This is a genomic window from Pseudomonas sp., from assembly GCF_017744435.1.
Lineage (GTDB): Bacteria > Pseudomonadota > Gammaproteobacteria > Pseudomonadales > Pseudomonadaceae > Aquipseudomonas.
Genome location: NZ_JAGIBG010000037.1, coordinates 1 through 19946, shown reverse-complemented (window position 1 = coordinate 19946; position 19946 = coordinate 1). Strand labels below are relative to the sequence as shown.

The 19946-nt window shown below is 64.5% G+C and carries 21 protein-coding genes; 7 read left to right on the top strand and 14 right to left on the bottom strand.

Annotated features, from left to right (window positions below; genetic code table 11):
* Positions 1 to 22: 22 nt before the first annotated feature.
* Positions 23 to 3088, bottom strand: coding sequence for an efflux RND transporter permease subunit (locus tag J7573_RS21705; RefSeq protein WP_294340218.1), 3066 nt, complete (start codon positions 3086 to 3088; stop codon positions 23 to 25).
* A 6-nt stretch (positions 3089 to 3094) separates the two neighbouring features.
* A complete protein-coding gene (locus J7573_RS21700) occupies positions 3095 to 4195 on the bottom strand; it encodes an efflux RND transporter periplasmic adaptor subunit (RefSeq protein ID WP_294340216.1) in 1101 nt (366 codons plus the stop codon).
* A 168-nt stretch (positions 4196 to 4363) separates the two neighbouring features.
* On the opposite strand from J7573_RS21700, the gene J7573_RS21695 reads away from it, so the two are divergent.
* Positions 4364 to 5005, top strand: coding sequence for a TetR/AcrR family transcriptional regulator (locus J7573_RS21695; RefSeq protein WP_294340215.1), 642 nt, complete (start codon positions 4364 to 4366; stop codon positions 5003 to 5005).
* 133 nt (positions 5006 to 5138) lie between these two features.
* On the opposite strand, the gene J7573_RS21690 is transcribed toward J7573_RS21695, so the two are convergent.
* Entirely contained in the window at positions 5139 to 5915 is a 777-nt protein-coding gene (locus J7573_RS21690; RefSeq protein ID WP_294340213.1) for a class I SAM-dependent methyltransferase, read from the bottom strand.
* 103 nt (positions 5916 to 6018) lie between these two features.
* Between J7573_RS21690 and J7573_RS21685 the strand changes: the two genes are divergently transcribed.
* Positions 6019 to 6639 carry an energy transducer TonB gene (locus tag J7573_RS21685; protein ID WP_294340211.1) on the top strand — a complete coding sequence of 207 codons (621 nt, stop codon included), beginning with the start codon at positions 6019 to 6021 and terminating at the stop codon, positions 6637 to 6639.
* A 2-nt stretch (positions 6640 to 6641) separates the two neighbouring features.
* On the opposite strand, the gene J7573_RS21680 is transcribed toward J7573_RS21685, so the two are convergent.
* From J7573_RS21680 to ppc, 6 genes are all read right to left on the bottom strand, one after another.
* The gene (locus J7573_RS21680) at positions 6642 to 7472 is read right to left on the bottom strand and encodes an isocitrate lyase/phosphoenolpyruvate mutase family protein (protein WP_294340210.1); all 831 of its coding nucleotides are present in this window, start codon (positions 7470 to 7472) and stop codon (positions 6642 to 6644) included.
* Between the two features lie 28 nt (positions 7473 to 7500).
* A complete protein-coding gene (locus J7573_RS21675) occupies positions 7501 to 8370 on the bottom strand; it encodes a DUF72 domain-containing protein (protein ID WP_294340208.1) in 870 nt (289 codons plus the stop codon).
* Positions 8371 to 8373: 3 nt separating this feature from the next.
* Complete coding sequence (locus J7573_RS21670; RefSeq protein WP_294340207.1) at positions 8374 to 8661, bottom strand: hypothetical protein; 288 nt, start codon at positions 8659 to 8661, stop codon at positions 8374 to 8376.
* Between the two features lie 131 nt (positions 8662 to 8792).
* On the bottom strand, positions 8793 to 9467 hold the full coding sequence (gene tsaB / locus J7573_RS21665) for a tRNA (adenosine(37)-N6)-threonylcarbamoyltransferase complex dimerization subunit type 1 TsaB (RefSeq protein WP_294340204.1): 675 nt from the start codon (positions 9465 to 9467) through the stop codon (positions 8793 to 8795).
* An 88-nt stretch (positions 9468 to 9555) separates the two neighbouring features.
* Positions 9556 to 10206 (bottom strand): adenylate kinase, encoded by a 651-nt coding sequence (gene adk, locus J7573_RS21660; protein WP_028691565.1) that lies wholly within the window; start codon positions 10204 to 10206, stop codon positions 9556 to 9558.
* 257 nt (positions 10207 to 10463) lie between these two features.
* Positions 10464 to 13091, bottom strand: coding sequence for a phosphoenolpyruvate carboxylase (gene ppc, locus J7573_RS21655; RefSeq protein ID WP_294340194.1), 2628 nt, complete (start codon positions 13089 to 13091; stop codon positions 10464 to 10466).
* A 169-nt stretch (positions 13092 to 13260) separates the two neighbouring features.
* On the opposite strand from ppc, the gene J7573_RS21650 reads away from it, so the two are divergent.
* From J7573_RS21650 to J7573_RS21630, 5 genes are all read left to right on the top strand, one after another.
* Entirely contained in the window at positions 13261 to 13605 is a 345-nt protein-coding gene (locus tag J7573_RS21650; protein ID WP_294340193.1) for a pilin assembly protein, read from the top strand.
* A gap of 273 nt (positions 13606 to 13878) precedes the next feature.
* On the top strand, positions 13879 to 14292 hold the full coding sequence (locus tag J7573_RS21645) for a DUF4398 domain-containing protein (RefSeq protein WP_294340192.1): 414 nt from the start codon (positions 13879 to 13881) through the stop codon (positions 14290 to 14292).
* 50 nt (positions 14293 to 14342) lie between these two features.
* Positions 14343 to 15134 (top strand): OmpA family protein, encoded by a 792-nt coding sequence (locus J7573_RS21640; protein WP_294340190.1) that lies wholly within the window; start codon positions 14343 to 14345, stop codon positions 15132 to 15134.
* A 137-nt stretch (positions 15135 to 15271) separates the two neighbouring features.
* Positions 15272 to 15556 (top strand): type II toxin-antitoxin system Phd/YefM family antitoxin, encoded by a 285-nt coding sequence (locus J7573_RS21635; protein WP_294340189.1) that lies wholly within the window; start codon positions 15272 to 15274, stop codon positions 15554 to 15556.
* On the top strand, positions 15510 to 15827 hold the full coding sequence (locus tag J7573_RS21630; protein WP_294340187.1) for a type II toxin-antitoxin system mRNA interferase toxin, RelE/StbE family: 318 nt from the start codon (positions 15510 to 15512) through the stop codon (positions 15825 to 15827). The genes J7573_RS21635 and J7573_RS21630 overlap by 47 nt, the downstream gene beginning before the upstream one ends.
* Positions 15828 to 15830: 3 nt before the next feature.
* On the opposite strand, the gene J7573_RS21625 is transcribed toward J7573_RS21630, so the two are convergent.
* From J7573_RS21625 to J7573_RS21605, 5 genes are all read right to left on the bottom strand, one after another.
* A complete protein-coding gene (locus tag J7573_RS21625) occupies positions 15831 to 16157 on the bottom strand; it encodes a hypothetical protein (protein WP_261942911.1) in 327 nt (108 codons plus the stop codon).
* Entirely contained in the window at positions 16154 to 17077 is a 924-nt protein-coding gene (locus J7573_RS21620; protein ID WP_294340185.1) for an alpha/beta hydrolase, read from the bottom strand. Before J7573_RS21620 ends, J7573_RS21625 begins: the two co-directional genes overlap by 4 nt.
* A complete protein-coding gene (locus tag J7573_RS21615) occupies positions 17049 to 18326 on the bottom strand; it encodes a flavohemoglobin expression-modulating QEGLA motif protein (RefSeq protein ID WP_294340184.1) in 1278 nt (425 codons plus the stop codon). The genes J7573_RS21620 and J7573_RS21615 overlap by 29 nt, the downstream gene beginning before the upstream one ends.
* A 134-nt stretch (positions 18327 to 18460) precedes the next feature.
* On the bottom strand, positions 18461 to 19009 hold the full coding sequence (locus J7573_RS21610; protein WP_294340182.1) for a hypothetical protein: 549 nt from the start codon (positions 19007 to 19009) through the stop codon (positions 18461 to 18463).
* 29 nt (positions 19010 to 19038) lie between these two features.
* Positions 19039 to 19743, bottom strand: a complete 705-nt coding sequence (locus J7573_RS21605) for a TetR family transcriptional regulator (RefSeq protein ID WP_294340181.1) — start codon at positions 19741 to 19743, stop codon at positions 19039 to 19041.
* Between the last annotated feature and the right edge of the window lie 203 nt (positions 19744 to 19946).

Below are 19946 nucleotides of genomic sequence, written 5' to 3'. Positions count from 1 at the left end.
GCGAAGCCCTCCCCTGCAATCTTCAGCCCTTCTTGACCCTGAACCACGCCGCATACAACGCCGGCAGGAACAGCAAGGTCAACGCCGTCGCCACGATCAACCCGCCCATGATCGCCACCGCCATCGGCCCATAGAACACGCTCCTCGACAACGGAATCATCGCCAGCACCGCCGCCAGCGCGGTCAGCACGATCGGCCGGAAGCGCCGTACCGTGGCCTCGATGATCGCCTGCCAGCGGTCCAGCCCGGAAGCGATATCCTGCTCGATCTGGTCCACCAGGATCACCGAGTTGCGCATGATCATCCCCGCCAGGGCAATGGTGCCGAGCATGGCGACGAAGCCGAACGGCTGGCGGAACACCAGCAGGAACAAGGTCACGCCGATCAGCCCCAATGGCGCGGTGAGGAACACCATCACAGTGCGCGAAAAGCTGCGCAGCTGGATCATCAGCAGGCTCAGCACCACCACGATGAACAGTGGCATACCGGCATTCACCGACTTCTGTCCGCGCTCCGAGTCCTCCACCGTGCCGCCCACTTCCAGCAGGTAGCCATCCGGCAGCTTGGCCTTGATCTCCTGCAAGGTCGGCAGGATCTGCTTCACCAGCGTCGCCGGCTGCTCCTTGTCATAGATGTCGGCACGCACGGTCACCGTCGGCAGGCGGTTGCGGTGCCAGATGATGCCTTCCTCGAAGCCGTATTCCAGCGTGGCCACCTGCGACAGTGCCACGCTCTGGCCGTTGTTGGTGGGCAGCGCCAGGCTGCCGAGGTTGCCCAGCTCGCCGCGCTCCTGCTGGGTGCCGCGCAAGAGGATCTCGATCAGTTCGTTGTCCTCGCGGTACTGGCTGACCGTGGTGCCAGTCAGCGAACTCTGCAGGAAGCTCGACAGCTGCGCGGTGCTCACGCCCAGGGCACGTGCGCGGTCCTGATCGATCTCCAGGAATACCGCCTTGCTCGGCTCTTCCCAGTCCAGGTGCACGTTGACCACATGCGGGTTCTCGCGCACCTTGTCCGCCACTTCGCGGGCCAGGGCACGGGCCTTTTCGATATGTTCGCCGGTGATCCGGAACTGTACCGGGTAGCCCACGGGCGGGCCGTTCTCCAGGCGCGTCACGCGGGCACGCAGGTCGGGGAACTGCTGGTCGACGGTGCTGATCAGCCAGCTGCGCAGGCGCTCGCGGTCTTCCATCGACTTGGCCAGTACCACAAACTGGGCAAAGCTGGCGGCTGGCAACTGCTGGTCCAGCGGCAGGTAGAAGCGCGGCGAACCAGTACCGACGTAGGCTACATAGTTGTCGATGCCGTCCTGCTGCTTGAGCAGCGCTTCCAGTTGCTTGACCCGCTCGGCGGTATTGGCCAGCGAGGCGCCTTCGGCGAGCTTCAGGTCGACCATCAGCTCCGGGCGCCCCGAGGCCGGGAAGAACTGCTGGGGCACGAAGCGGAACAGCAGAATACTGCCGACAAAGGCGGCAATGGTCAGCAGGATCACTGTCTTGCGCCGTCGCACGCACCACTCCACCACACGCCGCACGCGCTGGTAGAACGGCGTGCCGTACGGGTCAGGGGCATGCCCGTCCTTGCCATGGCGGGCGGCATGCAGCTTGGCCAGGTCCGGCAGCAGCCGCTCGCCCAGGTAAGGCACGAAGACCACCGCCGCGACCCACGAGGTCAACAGCGCGATGGTCACCACCTGGAAGATCGAGCGGGTGTATTCGCCGGTGCTCGAGGCCGCCGTGGCAATCGGCAGGAAGCCCGCCGCCGTGATCAGCGTACCGGTGAGCATCGGGAACGCCGTGCTGGTCCAGGCGTAGCTGGCAGCCTTGAGACGATCGAAGCCCTGCTCCATCTTGATCGCCATCATCTCCACGGCAATGATCGCGTCATCCACCAGCAGGCCCAGCGCCAGCACCAGCGCACCCAGGGAGATCTTGTGCAGGCCGATGCCGAAGTAGTGCATGGTGGCAAAGGTCATGGCCAGCACCAACGGGATGGCCAAGGCCACCACCAGGCCGGTGCGCAGGCCGAGGGAGAAGAAGCTCACCAGCAGCACGATCACCAGCGCCTCGACCAGCACCTGGACGAACTCGCCGACCCCGGCCTTGACCGCCGCCGGCTGGTCGGAGACCTTGCGCAGCTCCATGCCGGCAGGCAAGTTGCGCGCCAGGCGCTCGAACTCGCCCTCCAAGGCTTTGCCGAGTACCAGGATGTCGCCGCCGTCCTTCATCGACACCGCCAGGCCAATGGCATCCTCACCCATGAAGCGCATGCGCGGTGCGGGCGGGTCGTTGAAGCCACGGTGCACGTCGGCCACATCGCCGATGCGGAAGGTGCGGTCGCCCACCCGGATGGGGAACTGACGGATCTCATCCACGCTGTCGAAGCGGCCGCTTACCCGCAGTTGCAGGCGCTCGCTGGGGGTTTCGAAGAAGCCGGCGGTGCTGACCGCGTTCTGTTCACGCAACGCCTGCTGCACTGCCTCCAGCGGCACGCCGAGGGTGGCCAGCTTGAGGTTGGACAGCTCGATCCAGATCTTCTCGTCCTGCAGGCCGATCAGCTCGACCTTGCCCACGTCCTTGACCCGCTGCAGCTGGATCTGGATACGGTCGGCGTAGTCCTTGAGCACCGCATAGTCGAAGCCGGCGCCGGACAGCGCATAGATATTGCCGAAGGTGGTACCGAATTCGTCGTTGAAGAACGGCCCCTGGATCTCTGGCGGCAGGGTGTGGCGGATGTCCGCGACCTTCTTGCGGATCTGGTACCACAGCTCGGGAATGTCCTTGGAATGCAGCGAGTCGCGGGCCATGAAGGTCACCTGCGACTCGCCCGGGCGCGAGAACGAGACGATCTTCTCGTACTCGCCGGTCTCCATCAGCTTCTTCTCGATGCGCTCGGTCACCTGACGCGACACTTCTTCGGCCGTGGCCCCTGGCCACAGGGTACGAATGACCATGGCCTTGAAGGTGAACGGTGGGTCTTCACTCTGCCCCAACTTGGTGTAGGACATGGCGCCGATGGCAGCCAGCAGAATCATCAGGAACAGCACGATCTGGCGGTTACGCAACGCCCATGCGGAAAGGTTGAAACCCATCGGGACTTACTCCTTGGCCGTCAGGTTCACCACGCGGTTGGTGCGATCTACCGGCCGCACCTCCTGCCCCTCGCGCAGCACGTGGCCGCCGGCGGCGACTACCCAATCGCCCGGCGCCAGGCCCTCGAGCACCGGCACGGTTTCGCTGCCATAAGGCCCCAGGCGCACCACGGCGCGCTCCAGGCGGCTGTCCTTGTTGACCCGCCAGACATAGGCCTGGCCGTTTTCCGCAGTCACTGCCGACAACGGCACCGCCAGCGGAATCACCCCGTCATGGGCAATGAACACCCGCGCGCTCTGGCCCAGCTCGGCAGGCACCTTGGCCGAGGTGAAGGCAATGCGTGCGGCGAACGTGCGTGAGCGCGGGTCGGCCGCGGGCGACAATTCGCGAATGCGCCCCTGGAAGCGCTCGTTGGGGTGCGACCACAATTCGACACTGACAGCCTGGCCCACGGCAAAGCGCGCGAACTGCTGTTCCGGCAGGCCGATGGCCACTTCACGCTCACCGTCGGCGGCGAGCGTGAACACGGTTTGCCCGGCGGCGACCACCTGGCCGACTTCAACCTGACGCTTGGCGATGACGCCTGCCTGCGGCGCACGCAACACGGCGTAGTCGGCCTGGTTGCCGGCCACGTCGAACTCGGCCTTGGCCTGCTTCAGGCGGGCGAGGCCTGCGCGGTAGAGGTTTTCCGCATTGTCGTACTGGGAGTGGCTGACCATCTGCCGATCCAGCAGCTTCTGGTAGCGGTCGCGCTCGGTGCGCACCAGCGACAGGTTGGCCTCGGCCGCCGCCAGCTGGGCACGGTTGGCCTCCAGCTGCAGGCGCACGTCCTGTGGGTCAAGTTCGGCCAGCGGCTGCTCGGCCTTGACCCGCTGCCCCTCCTCCACCAGGCGCTTGCTGACCTTGCCGCCGATGCGGAAGGCCAGTTCGGGCTCGAAGCGCGCGCGCACTTCGCCGGGGTAACTGTCGGCAGCGGCTTCTGCCGGCTGCGGCTGCACCACCAGGGCCGGGCGCGGCGCGGCAGGCGGGGCGGCTTCCTGGCCGCAGGCGGCCAGCAACAGTGCGGCGGCAGCGGGCAGAGCGAGGGACAAGGCATGGCGCAACATGATGAATCCTTTCGCGAAGAGCACGTCGAATATTTATACTGGCGAGTATATTAAGTCAGGGAACCGAGGCCGGGAAGCCGGCGTCGGAAAGAAAATCAACATTAACGAGGGTCGCGACCTGCAGCCGGAAGCGGTTCGAGCCGGTAAGATGGGCGCCCCTTCATCCAGATGCGGATTCCAATGTCCAACGACGCACCCATCGGCCCGGGCCGGCCCAAGGACCTGGCCAAGCGCGAGGCCATCCTCGAAGCCGCCAAGGCCCTGTTCCTCAGCCTTGGCTACGCCAACACCAGCATGGATGCGGTCGCTGCGGCGGCAGGTGTTTCAAAGCTCACGGTCTACAGCCACTTCACCGACAAGCAGACGCTGTTCGGCTCCGCGGTCATGGCGACTTGCCAGAACCAGTTGCCCGACCTGATGTTCGAGTATCCCGAAGGGGCGGCGGTGGAGGAGGTGTTGCTGAACATTGGCCGCAGCTTCCAGGCACTGATCAGCAGCGACGAAGCAGTCAAGCTCAGCCGCCTGATCATGGCGCTGGGCAGCCAGGACCCAAGGTTCGGCGAGTACTTCTATGAAGCAGGGCCCAAGCGGGTGCTGGCAGGGATGGAAGCCTTGCTGCGCGGGATCGACGAGCGGGGAATGCTGCGGATTGCAAATCCGTTGCAGGCGGCGGAGCACTTCTTCTGCCTGGTCAAGGGCGCGCCGGATTACCGGCTGTTGCTGGGGTGTGCCGGGCCGCTGGAGGGGGATGAGGCCGAGGCGCATGTGCGCGAGGTGGTGGAGTTGTTTATCCGGGCCTTCAAGGCCTGAATCAGCCTGTACCGGCCTCTTCGCGGCTAAAGCCGCTCCCACAGGTACCGCACAGTTTTCAGAACCTGTGACATCCCTGTGGGAGCGGCGGTGCGGCGATCCGACTTGCCCGCGAAGAGGCCGGCGCAGGCGATCAAGCCTTCAGGGCTTTCTTCGGATAGATGTCATACCGGCTCGACTTGCCTTCCAGGCTATGGCTCGGCTTCGGCCCATCAATGATCGGCGCCTTGCGCGGCCGCTTCACCACCACCCGGTGACTGGCCAGCGCCAGTGCCGCCTCCAGCAATGCGGGCGCATCCAGGTCATCGCCCACCAGCGGCCGGAACACGCGCATTTCCTTTTTCACCAGCGCGCTCTTGTCGCGGTGCGGGAACATCGGGTCGAGGTAAATTACCTGCGGCGCTTCACCTTCCCAGGCGCGCATGCGTTCGATGGCGTTGCCGGTCAGCAGGCGCATGCGCCCGACAATCGGCCCCACTTCTTCATCCACACGGGCCCGCGCCAAGCCATCTTCCAGCAATGCAGCAATCAGCGGCTGGCGTTCGATCAAGGTCATCTGGCAGCCCAGGCTGGCCAGCACGAACGCGTCCTTGCCCAGCCCCGCCGTGGCATCCAGCACCTGCGGTCGCACCCCCTGAGCGATGCCCACCGCCTTGGCAATCATCTGCCCGTTGCCACCACCAAACTGGCGCCGGTGCGCGGCCTGACCGTCGACGAAGTCCACCCGCACCGGCCCCGGTGCCTGCGGGCCCAACTGCTGGATCTGCAAGCCGTCCACACCCACCTGCACGGCAAACCCGGCAGTGTCGTCCTGCAAGGGCAGCGCCAGGCGCTCGGCCCATGCGGCGGCCTGCGCCTCGAATTCAGCCGACAGCGCCTCGACCCGGATACCTGTGCCCTGCTCTTCCATCATTCACACCTAGAAATTTAACCCTGCCCCTCATGTATCGGCCGCCACGGCCGATACAGGCAATATCCCGCTATTCTGCCAGAGCACAGCGCGCACGACTGCCATGACAGATACTCTTCCCATCGGTTTGACCTACTTGTCGCCTGTCGGCAACTACGGTCGGCAGAATACCCAGGCACTTGGGGGCGTCAGCCACCTGTGGCAGGATTTCTTTGCCCGCGCGATGGCCGAGCAGCAGGCAGCAGAGCCGGACAGCGTCAGCCAGGCGATGGCGCAGTACGATCAGGCCAGCGGCGAGCCGATCGGCGGGGCCAAGGCCCTGGCGATGATCGAAACCCAGCGCGCCTGCCCGGTGCAGGACACCATCGTCGCACCGCCCGAGCCCTTGTTCCTGCCCAAGGCGGAACTCGAGGCCAACCTGCTGGAACCGGCGCCAGAGCCGTTCAGCGTCGCCGAGATGATCCAGCAACAGCGCCAGCTCGACATCAGCAACAACTGGCTGCGCCCGGTGGTGATGAGCCAGGGCCACCCACTCGCCGAGCCAGGCCCTGCCCCATCCCCGCGCCCGCTGCACCTGCCGATCGCCGAATTCGAGATGGGCCTGCTCGACCCCGCGCCGGAGCCGTACGACGAGGCGACCATGGCCAGGCAGCAGAACGACCTCGAGTTCGACATGCACTGGGCGCGCCCGGTGGTGCTGAACAACGTTCGCACCCACGCCTGAGATCAGCGGCGGAACAAGTCATTGAGCTGGGCGAACGGCAAGGCCTGCTCGCCATAGCTGAATGTGCCCTGATCACGAATCTCCAGGGCCGCACGCTGGAACGCGCCCAGCGCTGCCCGGGCCAGCGATGAACCGACACTGATACGACGCACGCCCAGGTCCTGCAACTGGTTGACGCTCAATGGCACGCCCGCCAGCCCCATCAGCACGTTGACCGGCTTCGGCGCCACCGCCTGCACCACCGCACGCACCTCATCGACACTGCGCAGCCCCGGCGCATAGAGCACGTCGGCCCCCGCCTCGGCGAAGGCCTGCAGGCGCAGGATGGTGTCATCCAGGTCCATGCGCCCGTGTAGCAGGTTTTCCGCACGGGCACAGAGAGTGAACGGGAATGGCAGGCTGCGCGCGGCCTGCACCGCGGCCCGCACACGCGCCACGGCCAGTTCGAAGTCATAGATCGGCGCGTCGGCACGGCCGCTGGCATCCTCGATCGACCCGCCGACCAGCCCCACTTCAGCGGCACGCAGGATGGTCTGCGCGCAGTCTTCCGGCAGGTCACCGAAGCCATTCTCCAGGTCGGCGGCCACCGGCAGTGGCGTGGCATCGACGATCACTCCGGCATTGTCCAGGGTCTCATCCAGGCTCAAGGCACCTTCGGCATCCGGCCTTCCGAGGCTGAAGGCCAGGCCTGCGCTGGTAGTGGCCAGCGCTTCGAAGCCGAGGCTGGCCAGCAGCTTGGCGGAGCCGGCATCCCACGGGTTGGGAATGACGAAGGCACCATCACGCTCATGCAGTGCCTTGAAGGCTTCGGCTCGCAGGGTCTGTACATCCATGATCACAACCTCCGGGGTCAGGGAATGGTCAGAGTAGCCCCAGTTGTTCGACCTCGGGGGCGCGCGGCAATTCCGGTAATGCCGCCAGGCCAGGCAGACGCGCCATCAGCCGTTGGTGGAAACGCTGGGCCAGGGCGGCGGCCAGGCGGTTGTCGGAGGTGTGCAGGAACACATAAGGGCTGAGCCCCTCCTCGATCCAGGCAGCGACCTTGTCCACCCAGGGAGTGAGGAAGGTCTCGTTGGCCTCAAGCTGCGGATGGCCGATGAAGCGCACCTGAGGGTGCTGGCTGAACGCGGCGGGGCGCGGTGGCACCTTGGGCTTTTTCGACTGTGCATGCAGCACGGCGGGATCGCGTGAAGTGCAGCTGAACAGAGCACGGGGGTCGAGGCAGATGCGCTCCACGCCGCGCTCGCGCAGCAGGCGGTTGAGCAAACGCTCTTCCTCGCCCTTGGCGAAGAACGCCTGGTTGCGCACCTCCACAGCCACCGGCACGCCGATTTCGTCGAGAAAATGGCACAGTTCGCCCAGCCGTGCGGGGCTGAAGTGGGCCGGCAACTGCAGCCAGTACGGCGATACGCGCTGGCCCAGCGGAGCCATCAGGCGGGTGAAGTCGCAGGCCGCTTCCAGCTGAGCACGCAGGTCACCTTCGTGGCTGATATCCCTGGGAAATTTGGCGGTGAAACGGAAGTGCTCAGGCATGGTCTGCGCCCAGCGGGCGATGGTGCCGGGTGCGGGGCGCGCATAGAACGTGGTGTTGCCCTCGACGGCGTTGAATACCTGGCTGTAGTAGCCAAGCATTTCATTGGTATTGGCGTCGGCGGGATACAGGTAGTCGCGCCAGGCGTTCTCGCTCCAGGACGGGCAACCTAGGAAATAAGGCAGGGGTGATGGATTCATCCATCAAATGTACAGGTCGAGCCCCAGTACTTCCATGTCCCAGTCGGTAAAACCGGCCGTGCTGAGGTAGCTGGCCAGCGCAGTGGCGGTGCGCCGGTCACGGGCGCGGGGGAACACCATGTCCTGCTGGCGAGCCGGCAGGCCCGCCGGGCGACGATGTGCAGCGGCTTCCTGGGTGACTTCGCTGTCCTCGATCAGCTCGGCATCATCGACGCTTTCGTCGCGCACCGCTGCCTTGCGCGGCGTGCGCCTGATCGGGTAGGACTGCGATGAGAAACCGTCGATACGCATGGCGTGAGCACTCAGGACCGATGATGGCAATTTAGCAGCATCAGAGTTCCGTCGCTAATGCTCGAGTGATAACTGGACCACAGTTTGCGCCGAAGGTTTTATCGTCAACCGCGATAACCGACGAACAGCACTCAGCGCGCCTTGGGTGTGGCTACATTATCGCGCAAGTAAACCGGTTGCGCCTGTTCGGCGACGATTGCCTCGCCACGGGCCCAGGCGAAGCTGGCCAGGCTGAGGATGTCCAGGGCGCTTGGCAATGCAGCCGGGTTGCTGGCGCTGGCCTGCACCGCCAGGCGCTCGGCATAGCCCCAACCGGTACCGGCACCGAACCATTCACCGCTGCTGCCTTCAGGCAGGGCCACGCGCTCAGGCGGTAGCACGGCTTCCAGGCCCTGCAGGCGCATTTCGCCGGCTTCGGCCTTGTAGCAACCCCAGTACACTTCGTCCATGCGCGCATCGATGGCCGCGGCCACCTGTTGCACGCCGTGCTCGCGCAGTGCGCCCTGGGCCAGCGCGGCCAGGTTGGACACCGGCAGCACCGGGCGCTCCAGCGCAAACGCCAGGCCCTGCACCACACCGATGGCGATGCGCACGCCGGTGAACGCGCCCGGGCCACGGCCGAAGGCGATGCCATCCAGTGCATTCAGCGCCACACCGGAGTCCGCCAGCAGCTGCTTGATCATCGGCAGCAGCTTCTGCGCATGCATGCGCGGGATCACCTCGTAATGGCTGGTTACCTTGCCATCATGCAGCAGCGCGACGGAACAGGCTTCGGTGGCGGTATCCAGGGCCAGCAGGGTGGTCATCGAACGGGTATCCAGGTACTAGGGGAAAAGAGCGGCAGTATAAACGACAACGGCCCGCAAGCGGGCCGTTGTGACGCATGGCGTTGGATCAGCTCAGGGCTGCCAGCACCTTGGCGGTGATCGACTCGACCGAGCCGACGCCTTCGATGTGGCTGTACTTCGGCTTGCCGGCGTTGGCGGCCGACAGCTTCTGGTAGAAGTCCACCAGCGGCTTGGTCTGGCTGTGGTAGACCGACAGGCGGTGACGCACGGTTTCTTCCTTGTCGTCGTCGCGCTGGATCAGGTCTTCGCCAGTGACGTCGTCCTTGCCTTCCACTTTCGGCGGGTTGTACTGAATGTGGTAGGTGCGGCCCGAGGCCAGGTGCACACGGCGGCCAGCCATGCGGCCGACGATTTCTTCGTCATCGACGGCGATTTCGACCACGGCGTCGATGTCGACACCGGCGGCAACCATGGCTTCAGCCTGTGGAATAGTGCGCGGGAAGCCGTCGAACAGGCAGCCATTGGCGCAATCCGGCTGGGCGATGCGCTCCTTGACCAGGCTGATGATCAGCTCGTCGGAAACCAGCTGGCCGGCATCCATGACTTTCTTCAGTTCCAGGCCCAGTGGGGTACCGGCCTTGACGGCGGCACGCAGCATGTCACCGGTGGAGATCTGTGGAATACCGAACTTCTCGGTGATGAACTTTGCCTGAGTACCTTTACCGGCCCCGGGAGCTCCCAGCAGAATTACGCGCATCTCGTGCTCCTCAAATTTTTTTATGAAATTCAATGGATTCGGCAATCGAGGCCAAGTCCGGAAAATCGGGTATGACCATAAATCGGTCAGAAGGCTGCTCAAGATACACAGCGCCCGGCAGCCAGACAAGCGTCCCAAAGTTGCAGCATTGCGTCATTTGTAAGCAAAACCGAAGGTGGTTGCGCCCGGCGCAACCACCCTCCTCGCCCTGTTCTGGCCGATTCCCTGCCAAACGGGCAAGGCCGCACCAGCAGGCCTCAACCGGTGTTGCGCAGGCCTGCGGCAATCCCTGCCACGGTCACCAGCAAGGCCTGCTCCAACGGGCTGTCCAGAGCGGCTTCGCGGCTGCGCGAACGGGCCAGCAACTCGGCCTGCAGGCGGTGCAGCGGGTCCAGATAGGTGTTGCGCAGGCTGATGAATTCCAGGGTCTCGGGGCTGTGCGCCAGTAGCACCGGCTGACCGGTCAGGCCCAGCACCACCTGGCAGGACTGCGACAATAGGTCGCGCAGGTGCACACCTAAAGGAAGCAAGCCCGGTTGCACCAGACGTTGGTCGTAGGCCTCGGCGATTTGCGCATCGGCCTTGGCCAGGACCATTTCCAGCATGTCGATGCGGGTGCGGAAGAACGGCCATTGCTCGCGCATCTGCCCCAGCAACTCGCCCTGGCCCCGCGCCAGGGCGTTGCTCAGGGCCGTTTCCCACCCCAGCCAGGCCGGCAGCATCAGGCGCGTCTGGGTCCAGCCGAAGATCCACGGGATGGCCCGCAAGCTTTCGATGCCACCGGCACGACGCTTGGCCGGGCGGCTGCCCAGCGGCAGACGGCCCAGCTCCTGCTCGGGGGTGGACTGACGGAAGTATTCGACGAAGTCGGGGTTTTCCCGCACCACGCCGCGATAGGCCTTGAGGCCATCGGCCGCCAGCTGGTCCATCAATGCGCGCCAGGCGGGTTCTGGTGGTGGTGGCGGCAGCAAGGTGGCCTCGAGCACTGCGGCCAGGTAAAGGTTGAGGTTCTGCTCGGCAATGCCCGGCAAGCCGAACTTGAAGCGGATCATCTCGCCTTGTTCGGTGGTGCGGAAACGCCCTGCCACCGAGCCTGGTGGCTGCGACAGGATCGCCGCATGGGCCGGGCCGCCGCCACGGCCGACCGTCCCCCCACGGCCATGGAACAGCAGCAGCTCGACCTGATGCTCGCGGCAGATGCGCACCAGGTTTTCCTGGGCGCGGTACTGGGCCCAGGCGGCCGCCGTGGTGCCAGCGTCCTTGGCCGAATCGGAGTAGCCGATCATCACTTCCTGCGGCCCGCGCAGGCTGGCGCGGTAGCCCGGCAGGCCAAGCAGGCGCTCCATCACCGGCCCGGCGTTGTCCAGGTCGGCCAGTGTTTCGAACAGTGGCACCACGCGCATCGGCCGGGTCAGGCCGGCTTCCTTGAGCAGCAGCTGCACGGCCAGCACATCGGAGGCTGCACCGGCCATCGAGATCACGTAGGAACCCAGCGAGGCGCCCGGCGCCGCGGCGATCTCGCGGCAAGTGGCGAGCACTTCTGCGGTCTCTGCCTGGGGTTTGAAGTGCGCCGGCAGCAATGGCCGGCGGTTCTTCAGTTCGGCCTGGAGGAAGGCGATGCGCTGTTCTTCGTCCCAGTCGGCATAACTGCCCAGGCCCAGGTAATCGGTAATCTCCGCCAATGCATCACGGTGGCGGGCGGCATCCTGGCGCACATCCAGGCGGCCGAGGAACAGGCCGAAGGTGACCGCCCGGCGCAGGCTGTCGAGCAGCGGGCCATCGGCGATCACGCCCATGCCGCATTCATGCAATGACTGGTAGCACAGCTCCAGCGGGGCGATCAGGTCGCGGTTGTCCACCAGCACCTCGGCACTGGCCGGCTGGCTGCTGGTCAATGCCACCTGGGCCCAGGCGCGGGTCGCCCGCAGGCGGTCGCGCAGCTGCTTGAGCAACGCCCGGTACGGCTCGGCACTGTCGCCGACGCGTTCACGCAAGGCACTGCTGGCCTGCTGCATGGACAGTTCGGCCGCCAGCGCATCGACATCGCGCAGGAACAGGTCGGCGGCCATCCAGCGGGCCAGCAGCAGCACCTCACGGGTCACGGCAGCAGTGACATTGGGGTTGCCGTCACGGTCGCCGCCCATCCACGAGGCAAAGCGGATGGGTGCGGCTTCCAGCGGCAGGCGCAGGCCGGTGGCGTCGAACAACGCCTTGTCGACCTTGCGCAGATGGCTGGGAATGGCGTGCCACAGCGAATGTTCGATCACCGCGAAGCCCCATTTGGCCTCGTCCACCGGGGTTGGCCGGGTGCGGCGGATTTCTTCGGTGTGCCAGGCCTCGGCAATCAGCCGGCGCAGGCGCTCACGCACCTGCTCGCGCTCGACGGGGGTCAGGTCGCGGTGGTCCTGCACGGCCAGCTGGCCGGCGATGGCATCGTATTTCTGGATCAACGTGCGCCGCGCCACTTCGGTCGGGTGGGCGGTCAGTACCAGCTGGATATCGAGCTTGGCCAGTTGCCGGGCCAGGGCGTCATCCTTGTGCCCAGCCTGTTTCAGGCGCGCCAGCAGTTCGGGCAACACCCGTGCCTCGAACGGCTCTGGCTGGCCGGCATCACGCCGGCGGATCAACTGATACTGCTCGGCCATGTTGGCCAGGTTGAGGAACTGGTTGAAGGCTCGCGCCACCGGCAGCAGGTCTTCTTCGGCAAGGTCGGCCAGGGTCGAGCTCAATTGCTCGCCAGCACCGCGGCGGTCGGCCTTGGCGCTGTGGCGGATGTCCTCGATCTTCTGCAGGAACGCATCACCGTGCTGCTGGCGAATGGTCTCGCCGAGCAACTCCCCCAACACATGGACATCTTCACGCAGGCGCACATCGATATCAGTCATTGGCCCTCTCTTCGGCGCGGCTCGCCGCGCTCTGCTCAGGAAACAGCACTTGCCCAAGAGTGCCCACTGCCGGGGCGCGATGGCAAGCCGCGATCGCCCAAAGCAAACTAAAGTTAAGGCAGCGCAGTCCGATGCACTGCAGCCTTTACTGGCGTTCACAGAGGTCATCATGAAAATCCGCGAACTCGCCCAGCACTGGGAACAGAATGCCGCCGGCACCCTGAGCCCCACGGGCCACGCCTTGCACCTGGACCTCGAGTCCGAGGCGCGCCTGGCGGCCCTGATCGACATGTACCCCAAGCGCACCGCCGAGGAACTGCTCGGCGAACTGGTCGCCGCCGCGCTGGAGGAGCTGGAAGCCAGCTTCCCTTACGTGCAGGGCCAGAAGGTCATCGCCACTGACGAAGAAGGTGACCCGCTGTTCGAAGACATCGGCCCGACCCCGCGCTTTCTGGCCCTGTCACGGCGCCATCTGCACGACCTCAGCAACACCGGCGACGACAGCGGCAACTGAGCTTGCAACACGATATTCCGGGCCTGCAACAGGCCCGGAACCACTCCAGGCATCGAAAGTTCCGGGCAAATTCCGCTGACCGATCAGTCAGAAATAAATAGCCGAAATGAGCGTTTTTTTCTGAACCATTCAAAAAACGGTCAAGTCCCAGCCAATAGCCATCACGCTAAAACCCTGCACTCCCGCCATGTGCATCGTTGAGCGCAAGCGCAGGCAATGTCAGGGATTGAGCGATGGACTGCTACGGACATCGTCGTAATCAGGAGTGATCCAATGGAACTGACCACCATCAACACCCGCACCCCGAAACCCACATCCAGCCACGTGCGCGGGTTGAAGCTGGCCGCGCTGGCCCTTGGCAGCAGCCTGGTCCTGGCCGGCTGTGCTGGCAACCCGCCAACCGAGCAGTACGCCGTCACCCAGTCCGCCGTGAACTCCGCCGTCAGTGCCGGTGGTACCGAGTTCGCTGCCGTGGAAATGAAAGCGGCCCAGGACAAGTTCAAGCAGGCCGAAATCGCCATGCACGACAAGCAGTATGACGAGGCCAGGCGCCTGGCCGAGCAGGCCGAATGGGACGCCCGCGTCGCCGAACGCAAGGCCCAGGCAGCCAAGGCCCAGAAGGCCGTGCAGGATGCCCGCCAGGGCGTTCAGGACGTGCGTCAGGAAGGCCTGCGCAGCGCTGAATGAGCGCGGCCACGCCAACCCGAGCCTTCGCAACTGATCAAAGGATGAACACTATGCGCAACTCCATCATGATTCCCGCCCTGCTGGCCCTGAGTATCGGCCTCGCTGCCTGCGCCCACGACCCGAACCCCAACCTGGAGTCGGCCCGCAGCAACTTCTCGGCGCTGCAGAGCGACCCGCAGTCGAGCAAGGTCGCCGCACTCGAGACCAAGGACGCCCAGGACTGGCTGAACAAGGCCGACAAGGCCTTCATGGAACGTGAAAACACCCAGAAGGTCGACCAACTCGCCTACCTGACCAACCAGCGCATCGAGGTAGCCAAGGAAACCATCACCCTGCGCACCGCCGAGAACGAACTGAAGAACGCCTCGGCCCAGCGCGCCCAGGCCAAGCTCGATGCCCGCGACGCGCAGATCGCCAAGCTGCAGGACAGCCTCAATGCCAAGCAGACCGACCGCGGTACCTTGGTGACCTTCGGTGACGTGCTGTTCGACTTCAACAAGGCCAACCTCAAGAGCAACGCCTACCCGAACATCACCAAGCTGGCCCAGTTCCTCCAGGAGAACCCGGAGCGCAAGGTGAGCGTCGAGGGCTACACCGACAGCGTCGGCTCGGCCAACTACAATCAGACCCTGTCCGAACGCCGCGCTGCCAGCGTGCGCATGGCACTGGTACGCGCAGGCGTCGACCCGGCGCGCATCGTCGCCCAGGGTTATGGCAAGGAATACCCGGTGGCGGACAACGGCAGCAACTCGGGCCGCGCGCAGAACCGTCGGGTGGAGGTGACCATCTCCAATGACAACCAGCCGGTGGCACCGCGTTCGGTGAGCCAGATTCAGCAATAAGGCTGCCGAAAAAAGGGAACCCCGCCTCAATGGCGGGGTTTTTCATACATGCACACTGACAAAAGCACCTTTAAAAGCACTATTACAAGCACTAGACTTGCAGCTGCCGATAACTGAATTAATGGGTTGATACAACTATGACCTACCCCGTCCTCGCCGATCTGGCAGCATCGATCACCGAACTGAAGAAAGACCCCATGGGCACTATCCGCGAAGCTGCCGGTGAAACCGTGGTCATCCTCAATCGCAACGAACCAGCGTTCTATGCCGTACCGCCAGAACGCTACGAAGCGATGATGGAGCTGATCGACGACATGCAACTGGCTGAGCTTGTCCGCCAACGACGTGGAGGGCCCACCGTAAGAGTGGATATCGATGAGCTCATCGCCGAAGCCGAAGGCAGCAAAAAGCTACGACCTTGAATTCGATGTGAGGGCAAAGAAGGAGTTCGGAAAGCTGGATGGCTCGTTGCAGCTCCAGTTTGCAAGAAAACTGAAGGAGCGGCTGGCACAGCCGAGAGTGGAGAAAGACAAACTCTCCGGTATGGCTGATTGCTACAAGATCAAACTGAGGTCTGCCGGCTATCGACTGGTTTACCGCGTAGTCGATCACCGTGTGGTTGTGATTGTCATTGCCATAGGCAAGCGAGAGCGAAGCGCAGCCTATGATGCAGCCCGCTCCCGCCTGACCTGAGATTCACTGCACCTGCTGCGGCGTCTCCTGGCCCATGCAGCGCACGGCGCGCTTACGGCTGTCCACCAGTACGCCGGTCAGGCCTTTCTGCTCGGTATCGAACAGCACCAGCACACCATCCACGCACTGCGCGACTTGCGGCGCCGGGTCGAGGGAGACCTTGTAGTCCTCGCCAGGAATCGTCTTGAGCATGGTGAAGTCCTGCAGCAGCAGCGCATCCTCGGGTTTGGCGAAATGCAGGTAGCCGTAGTACCAGAGGGCTCCCACCGTCACGATGATGCTGCCGACACCGGTCAGGATCAGCGGGATGGCGTTGCGTTCTTCACTCATTGCTTGTTCTTCTCGTCAGGGTAGTTGGGCACTTCGGCAAGCCGCCGCAGGCCGTTGAAATGGCTCGGGTCATCGAGGAAGCGCAGCATCACCTGGCGCCACACCGGGTCGGCGAAGGTCTGCACGTGACCACCCCGGGTCAGCTGCAGCACCCGCGGCGGCGGTGCGTGCTGGTACAGGCTGATGCCGTTGTCCATTGGCACCAGATGGTCGTCGATGCTGTGGAAGAACAGCTTCGGCGGGCTGCTCAGTTGCTCGATCGAATGGATGGCACTGTCGCCGTCCGGTACCAGCCAGGACAGCGGCACCTGCAGCGGCCAGGTCATCCACGAGGTACTCAGGGCGTAACGGCCGACAGCACGGTAACTGGCTGGTACGCCGTCGAACACCAGGGCACTGAAGTGCTGGCGCTGCTCGGGGTGCTGCGCCAGGTAGTGAATCGCCATCGCCCCGCCGAGGCTCTGGCCAAGCAGCACCAGGGGCTTGCCCTTGACCTCGGGGGCCTGGGCCAGCCACGCCATGGCTGCGTCGATGTCCTGATAGACCTCGGGCAAGCTTGGCGAGCCCTCGGACAGGCCATAGCCTCGGTAGTCGATCATCAGCACCTGGTAGCCCTGCTCCGGCAGCCAGTAGCTGCCGCCGAGATGACCCGGCAGATTGCCGCCGTTGCCGTGCAGATGCAGCACCGTCCCCTTGACCTCCACCCCTGCCTTGGCCGGCAGCCACCAACCGTGCAGGCGCAGACCATCGGCGGTGGTCAGGCTGATATCGCGGTACTCCAGCTTGGCCCGTTTCGGCGTGAACGGCTCGCCGGGTTCCGGGTAGAACAGCAGGCTGCTGCAACCGCCCAGCCCCAGCAGGAGCATGCCCAGAATCAGCAGGCGGCAGCGCTCAAAGAATGTTCGCGTAGTCGGCTTCAATGCGATCCAGGCTCAAGTGGTTGAGGAAGTTGGAGAAGCACATCCAGGCCGACAGCGCATTGAGGTCGCGGAACTGCTCCGGCAGGTACTTGGGCGGTTCCACCTGCCCCTCCTCGACCAGCTGGCGCAAGGTGCGCATGTCTTCCAGGGTGGTCTTGCCGCAGAACAGCAACGGTATCTGCTCGAGCTTGCCCTTCTTCACGGCCAACTGAATGTAGTTGTAAACCATGATGAAGCCCTTGAGGTAGGACAAGTCTTTGGTGAATGGCAGGCCATTGGGCACCGAGCCGCGGAACACCCGGCTGGCGTTGCTGTAGCTTTGCGCCATCTCGAAGCCCTGCTCGCGGAAGAAGTCGAACACCTGCAGGAAATCGGCGCCCTCCTCGACCATGTGGATGGCACGGGTGCGGTTGGTCAGCTTGCGCAAGCGGCTGGGGTAGGAAGCGAAGGCGATCACTTCCATGAGGATCGCCAGGCCTTCCTGGGTCACCGTCGACGAGGGCGGGCCCTTGGCCAGGAAGGTGCAGATCGGCTGGTTCAGGCCGTTGAGCGTGGTCCCCACGTGCACCAGCCCTTCATGCACCTCCAGCGCACGTACGTCGCGGTTGTTGAACATGGCATCGGCGCGCACCTTGATGTAGTCGGCACCGGCTGCGGCGTCGGCGACGATACCGTCCGACTCGAACACGCGGATGGTTTCCTCGGCCTCGCCGAACACCTTGTTCAGGCGGCGTTGGAGGATGTCCACGGCCTCCTTGGCGGTGAGGTTCTTCGGCTCGTCCTTGAGGTCGCCGCGCCCGTCGATGTTGTTCAGGTAGTCCGAGAGCATCAGCCCCAGGTCGGCCAGGGTCGGGTCACCGGCGTGGAAGGCGTCGGAAGCCGCGCCGTACAGCTCCTGGGAGATCAGCCCGAAGTCTTCGGTACCGCGGGCTTCGAGCATGCGCACGACCATGCGGTACTCGCGGCACATGCGCTTCATGATCTGCCCGACCGGGTTGAACTGGCCGAGCTGGCGAATGATGTCACGCTCGATGGCCTGGAACTCGGCCTTCACCGCGCTGGAGTCGAACGCCAGCGGGCGGGCCAGGTAATACTCGCGGTCAACGGCGGGCGGCTCCTTGCCCTTGGCCTTGAGGAAGCCCTGGCGAATGTTGTCGTCCCATTTCACCGCGTCCAGGACCCGGATCGGGGTCTGCGCCGCGACGATGCGGTCGGACAGGGCGCGGATGGTTTGCTGGTATTCGTCCACCGGGGACTCCTTTCTAGAACACGATACCTGTGCCGGCCCCTCGCGGCTAAAGCCGCTCCCACAGGGATATCACAGCCCTCAGGCCGGGCACGGACCCTGTGGGAGCGGCTTTAGCCGCGAAGCAGCCAGCACTGTCATTTGCCCGAGCGCTGGAACCGCGCCACTTCGACGAACAGGTCGGAGTTGGCCGGGTCGTCCAGATACGCCAGCACCCGCGGCGAAGGGCTGTCGATCAGCACACCCTCGCCGTTTTCCTCCGGCACCTCGGTGCTGCGCCCGCTCAGTTCCTTCTTCTCGACCGCCTGCTGCACCTGCTCGACGTCGAGGTTGTAGACCACCAGTTCCTTGCCATCGACGATGTCGAAACCGCCGATCAGGAAGTTACCACCCAGGCGCTTGGGCACGCCAGCCGACAGGTACCAGCGGTTGCCATGGCGCGAGACGGTGAAAGTGTATTCCTCCGGTGCCTTGCCCTTGGCCGTGGCCACCGCCTTGTAGGCATCGCCACCGCTGCGGCTGATGGTCAGCTTCAGTGGCTCGCCCCAGGCGTCCTTGCTGCTCCATTTGCCGAGCAAGGCCTTGGGCGCCGCCTGGTTGCTTGGCAGCGGCTCATGAAAGGTCACCAGACAACCGCCCAGCAGGAGGAATGACAACGTCAACAACACCACACGCCAGGCTTTCATCAGGTTCTCCTTGAAAGTTCGGTCTCAGCTCAGGCCGATGCCAACACCAGGTGGAGGTAACGGGTAAGCATAGCGAGCATCTGCCCATCGGCTTGCGCATCGGCATCCTTGAGCAGGCCCTGATATTCCATCTGCTCGATAATCGCCGTCAACATTTGGGCGTCCTGTTCCGGTTGCTGCGAGCCGACTACCTGCAGCAGCTGGCGGGCGCCGTGCAGCAGAATCTGCTCATGAGCGCGCACCAGCTCGGCCAGGCGCGGGCACAGCAGGGCCTCCTGGCGGAAGGCCTGCTCGGCCATCATGAAATCGCGGCGATTGAGCAACTGGCGCTGGACATAGTCGGCGGTCATGCGGGCGATTTCGTCGGCCAGTCGCGCCCGCGACTGCACGCTGCCATCACCCTGGGCCAGCAGCTGGCGCAGGACCACCTCGGTGTTGGCCCAGAGCTTGGCCATGTAGGCGGCGCTGCGTTCGACGTACTGGGCGAAGGTATCGGTGAGCAGGTCTTCGATGTCCTTGAAGTAGTAGGTGGTGGCCGACAGCGGCACACCCGCCTCGGCGGCCACCGCACGGTGGCGCACGCCACGCACGCCATCGCGCACGACGATGCGCATGGCGGCGTCGAGGATCAGCTGGCGGCGCTGTTCGCTGCCTTGACGGGCGGTCTTGCGACCCTGGTACTGCACGCTCTCGGCGACGGCGGTGGCGATGCCGGCGGCGCCTTGTTGGGCCATTGCGGGTGTCACAGTGGTTACCTCATGGACAGTGGTTGACCTGTACCGGCCTCTTCGCGGCTAAAGCCGCTCCCACAGGTACTGCACAGATTCTGAGAGCTGCGCAATCCCTGTGGGAGCGGCTTTAGCCGCGAAGAGGCCGGTACAGGTCAACCACTGTCCATGAGGTAACCACTGTGACACCCGCAATGGCCCAACAAGGC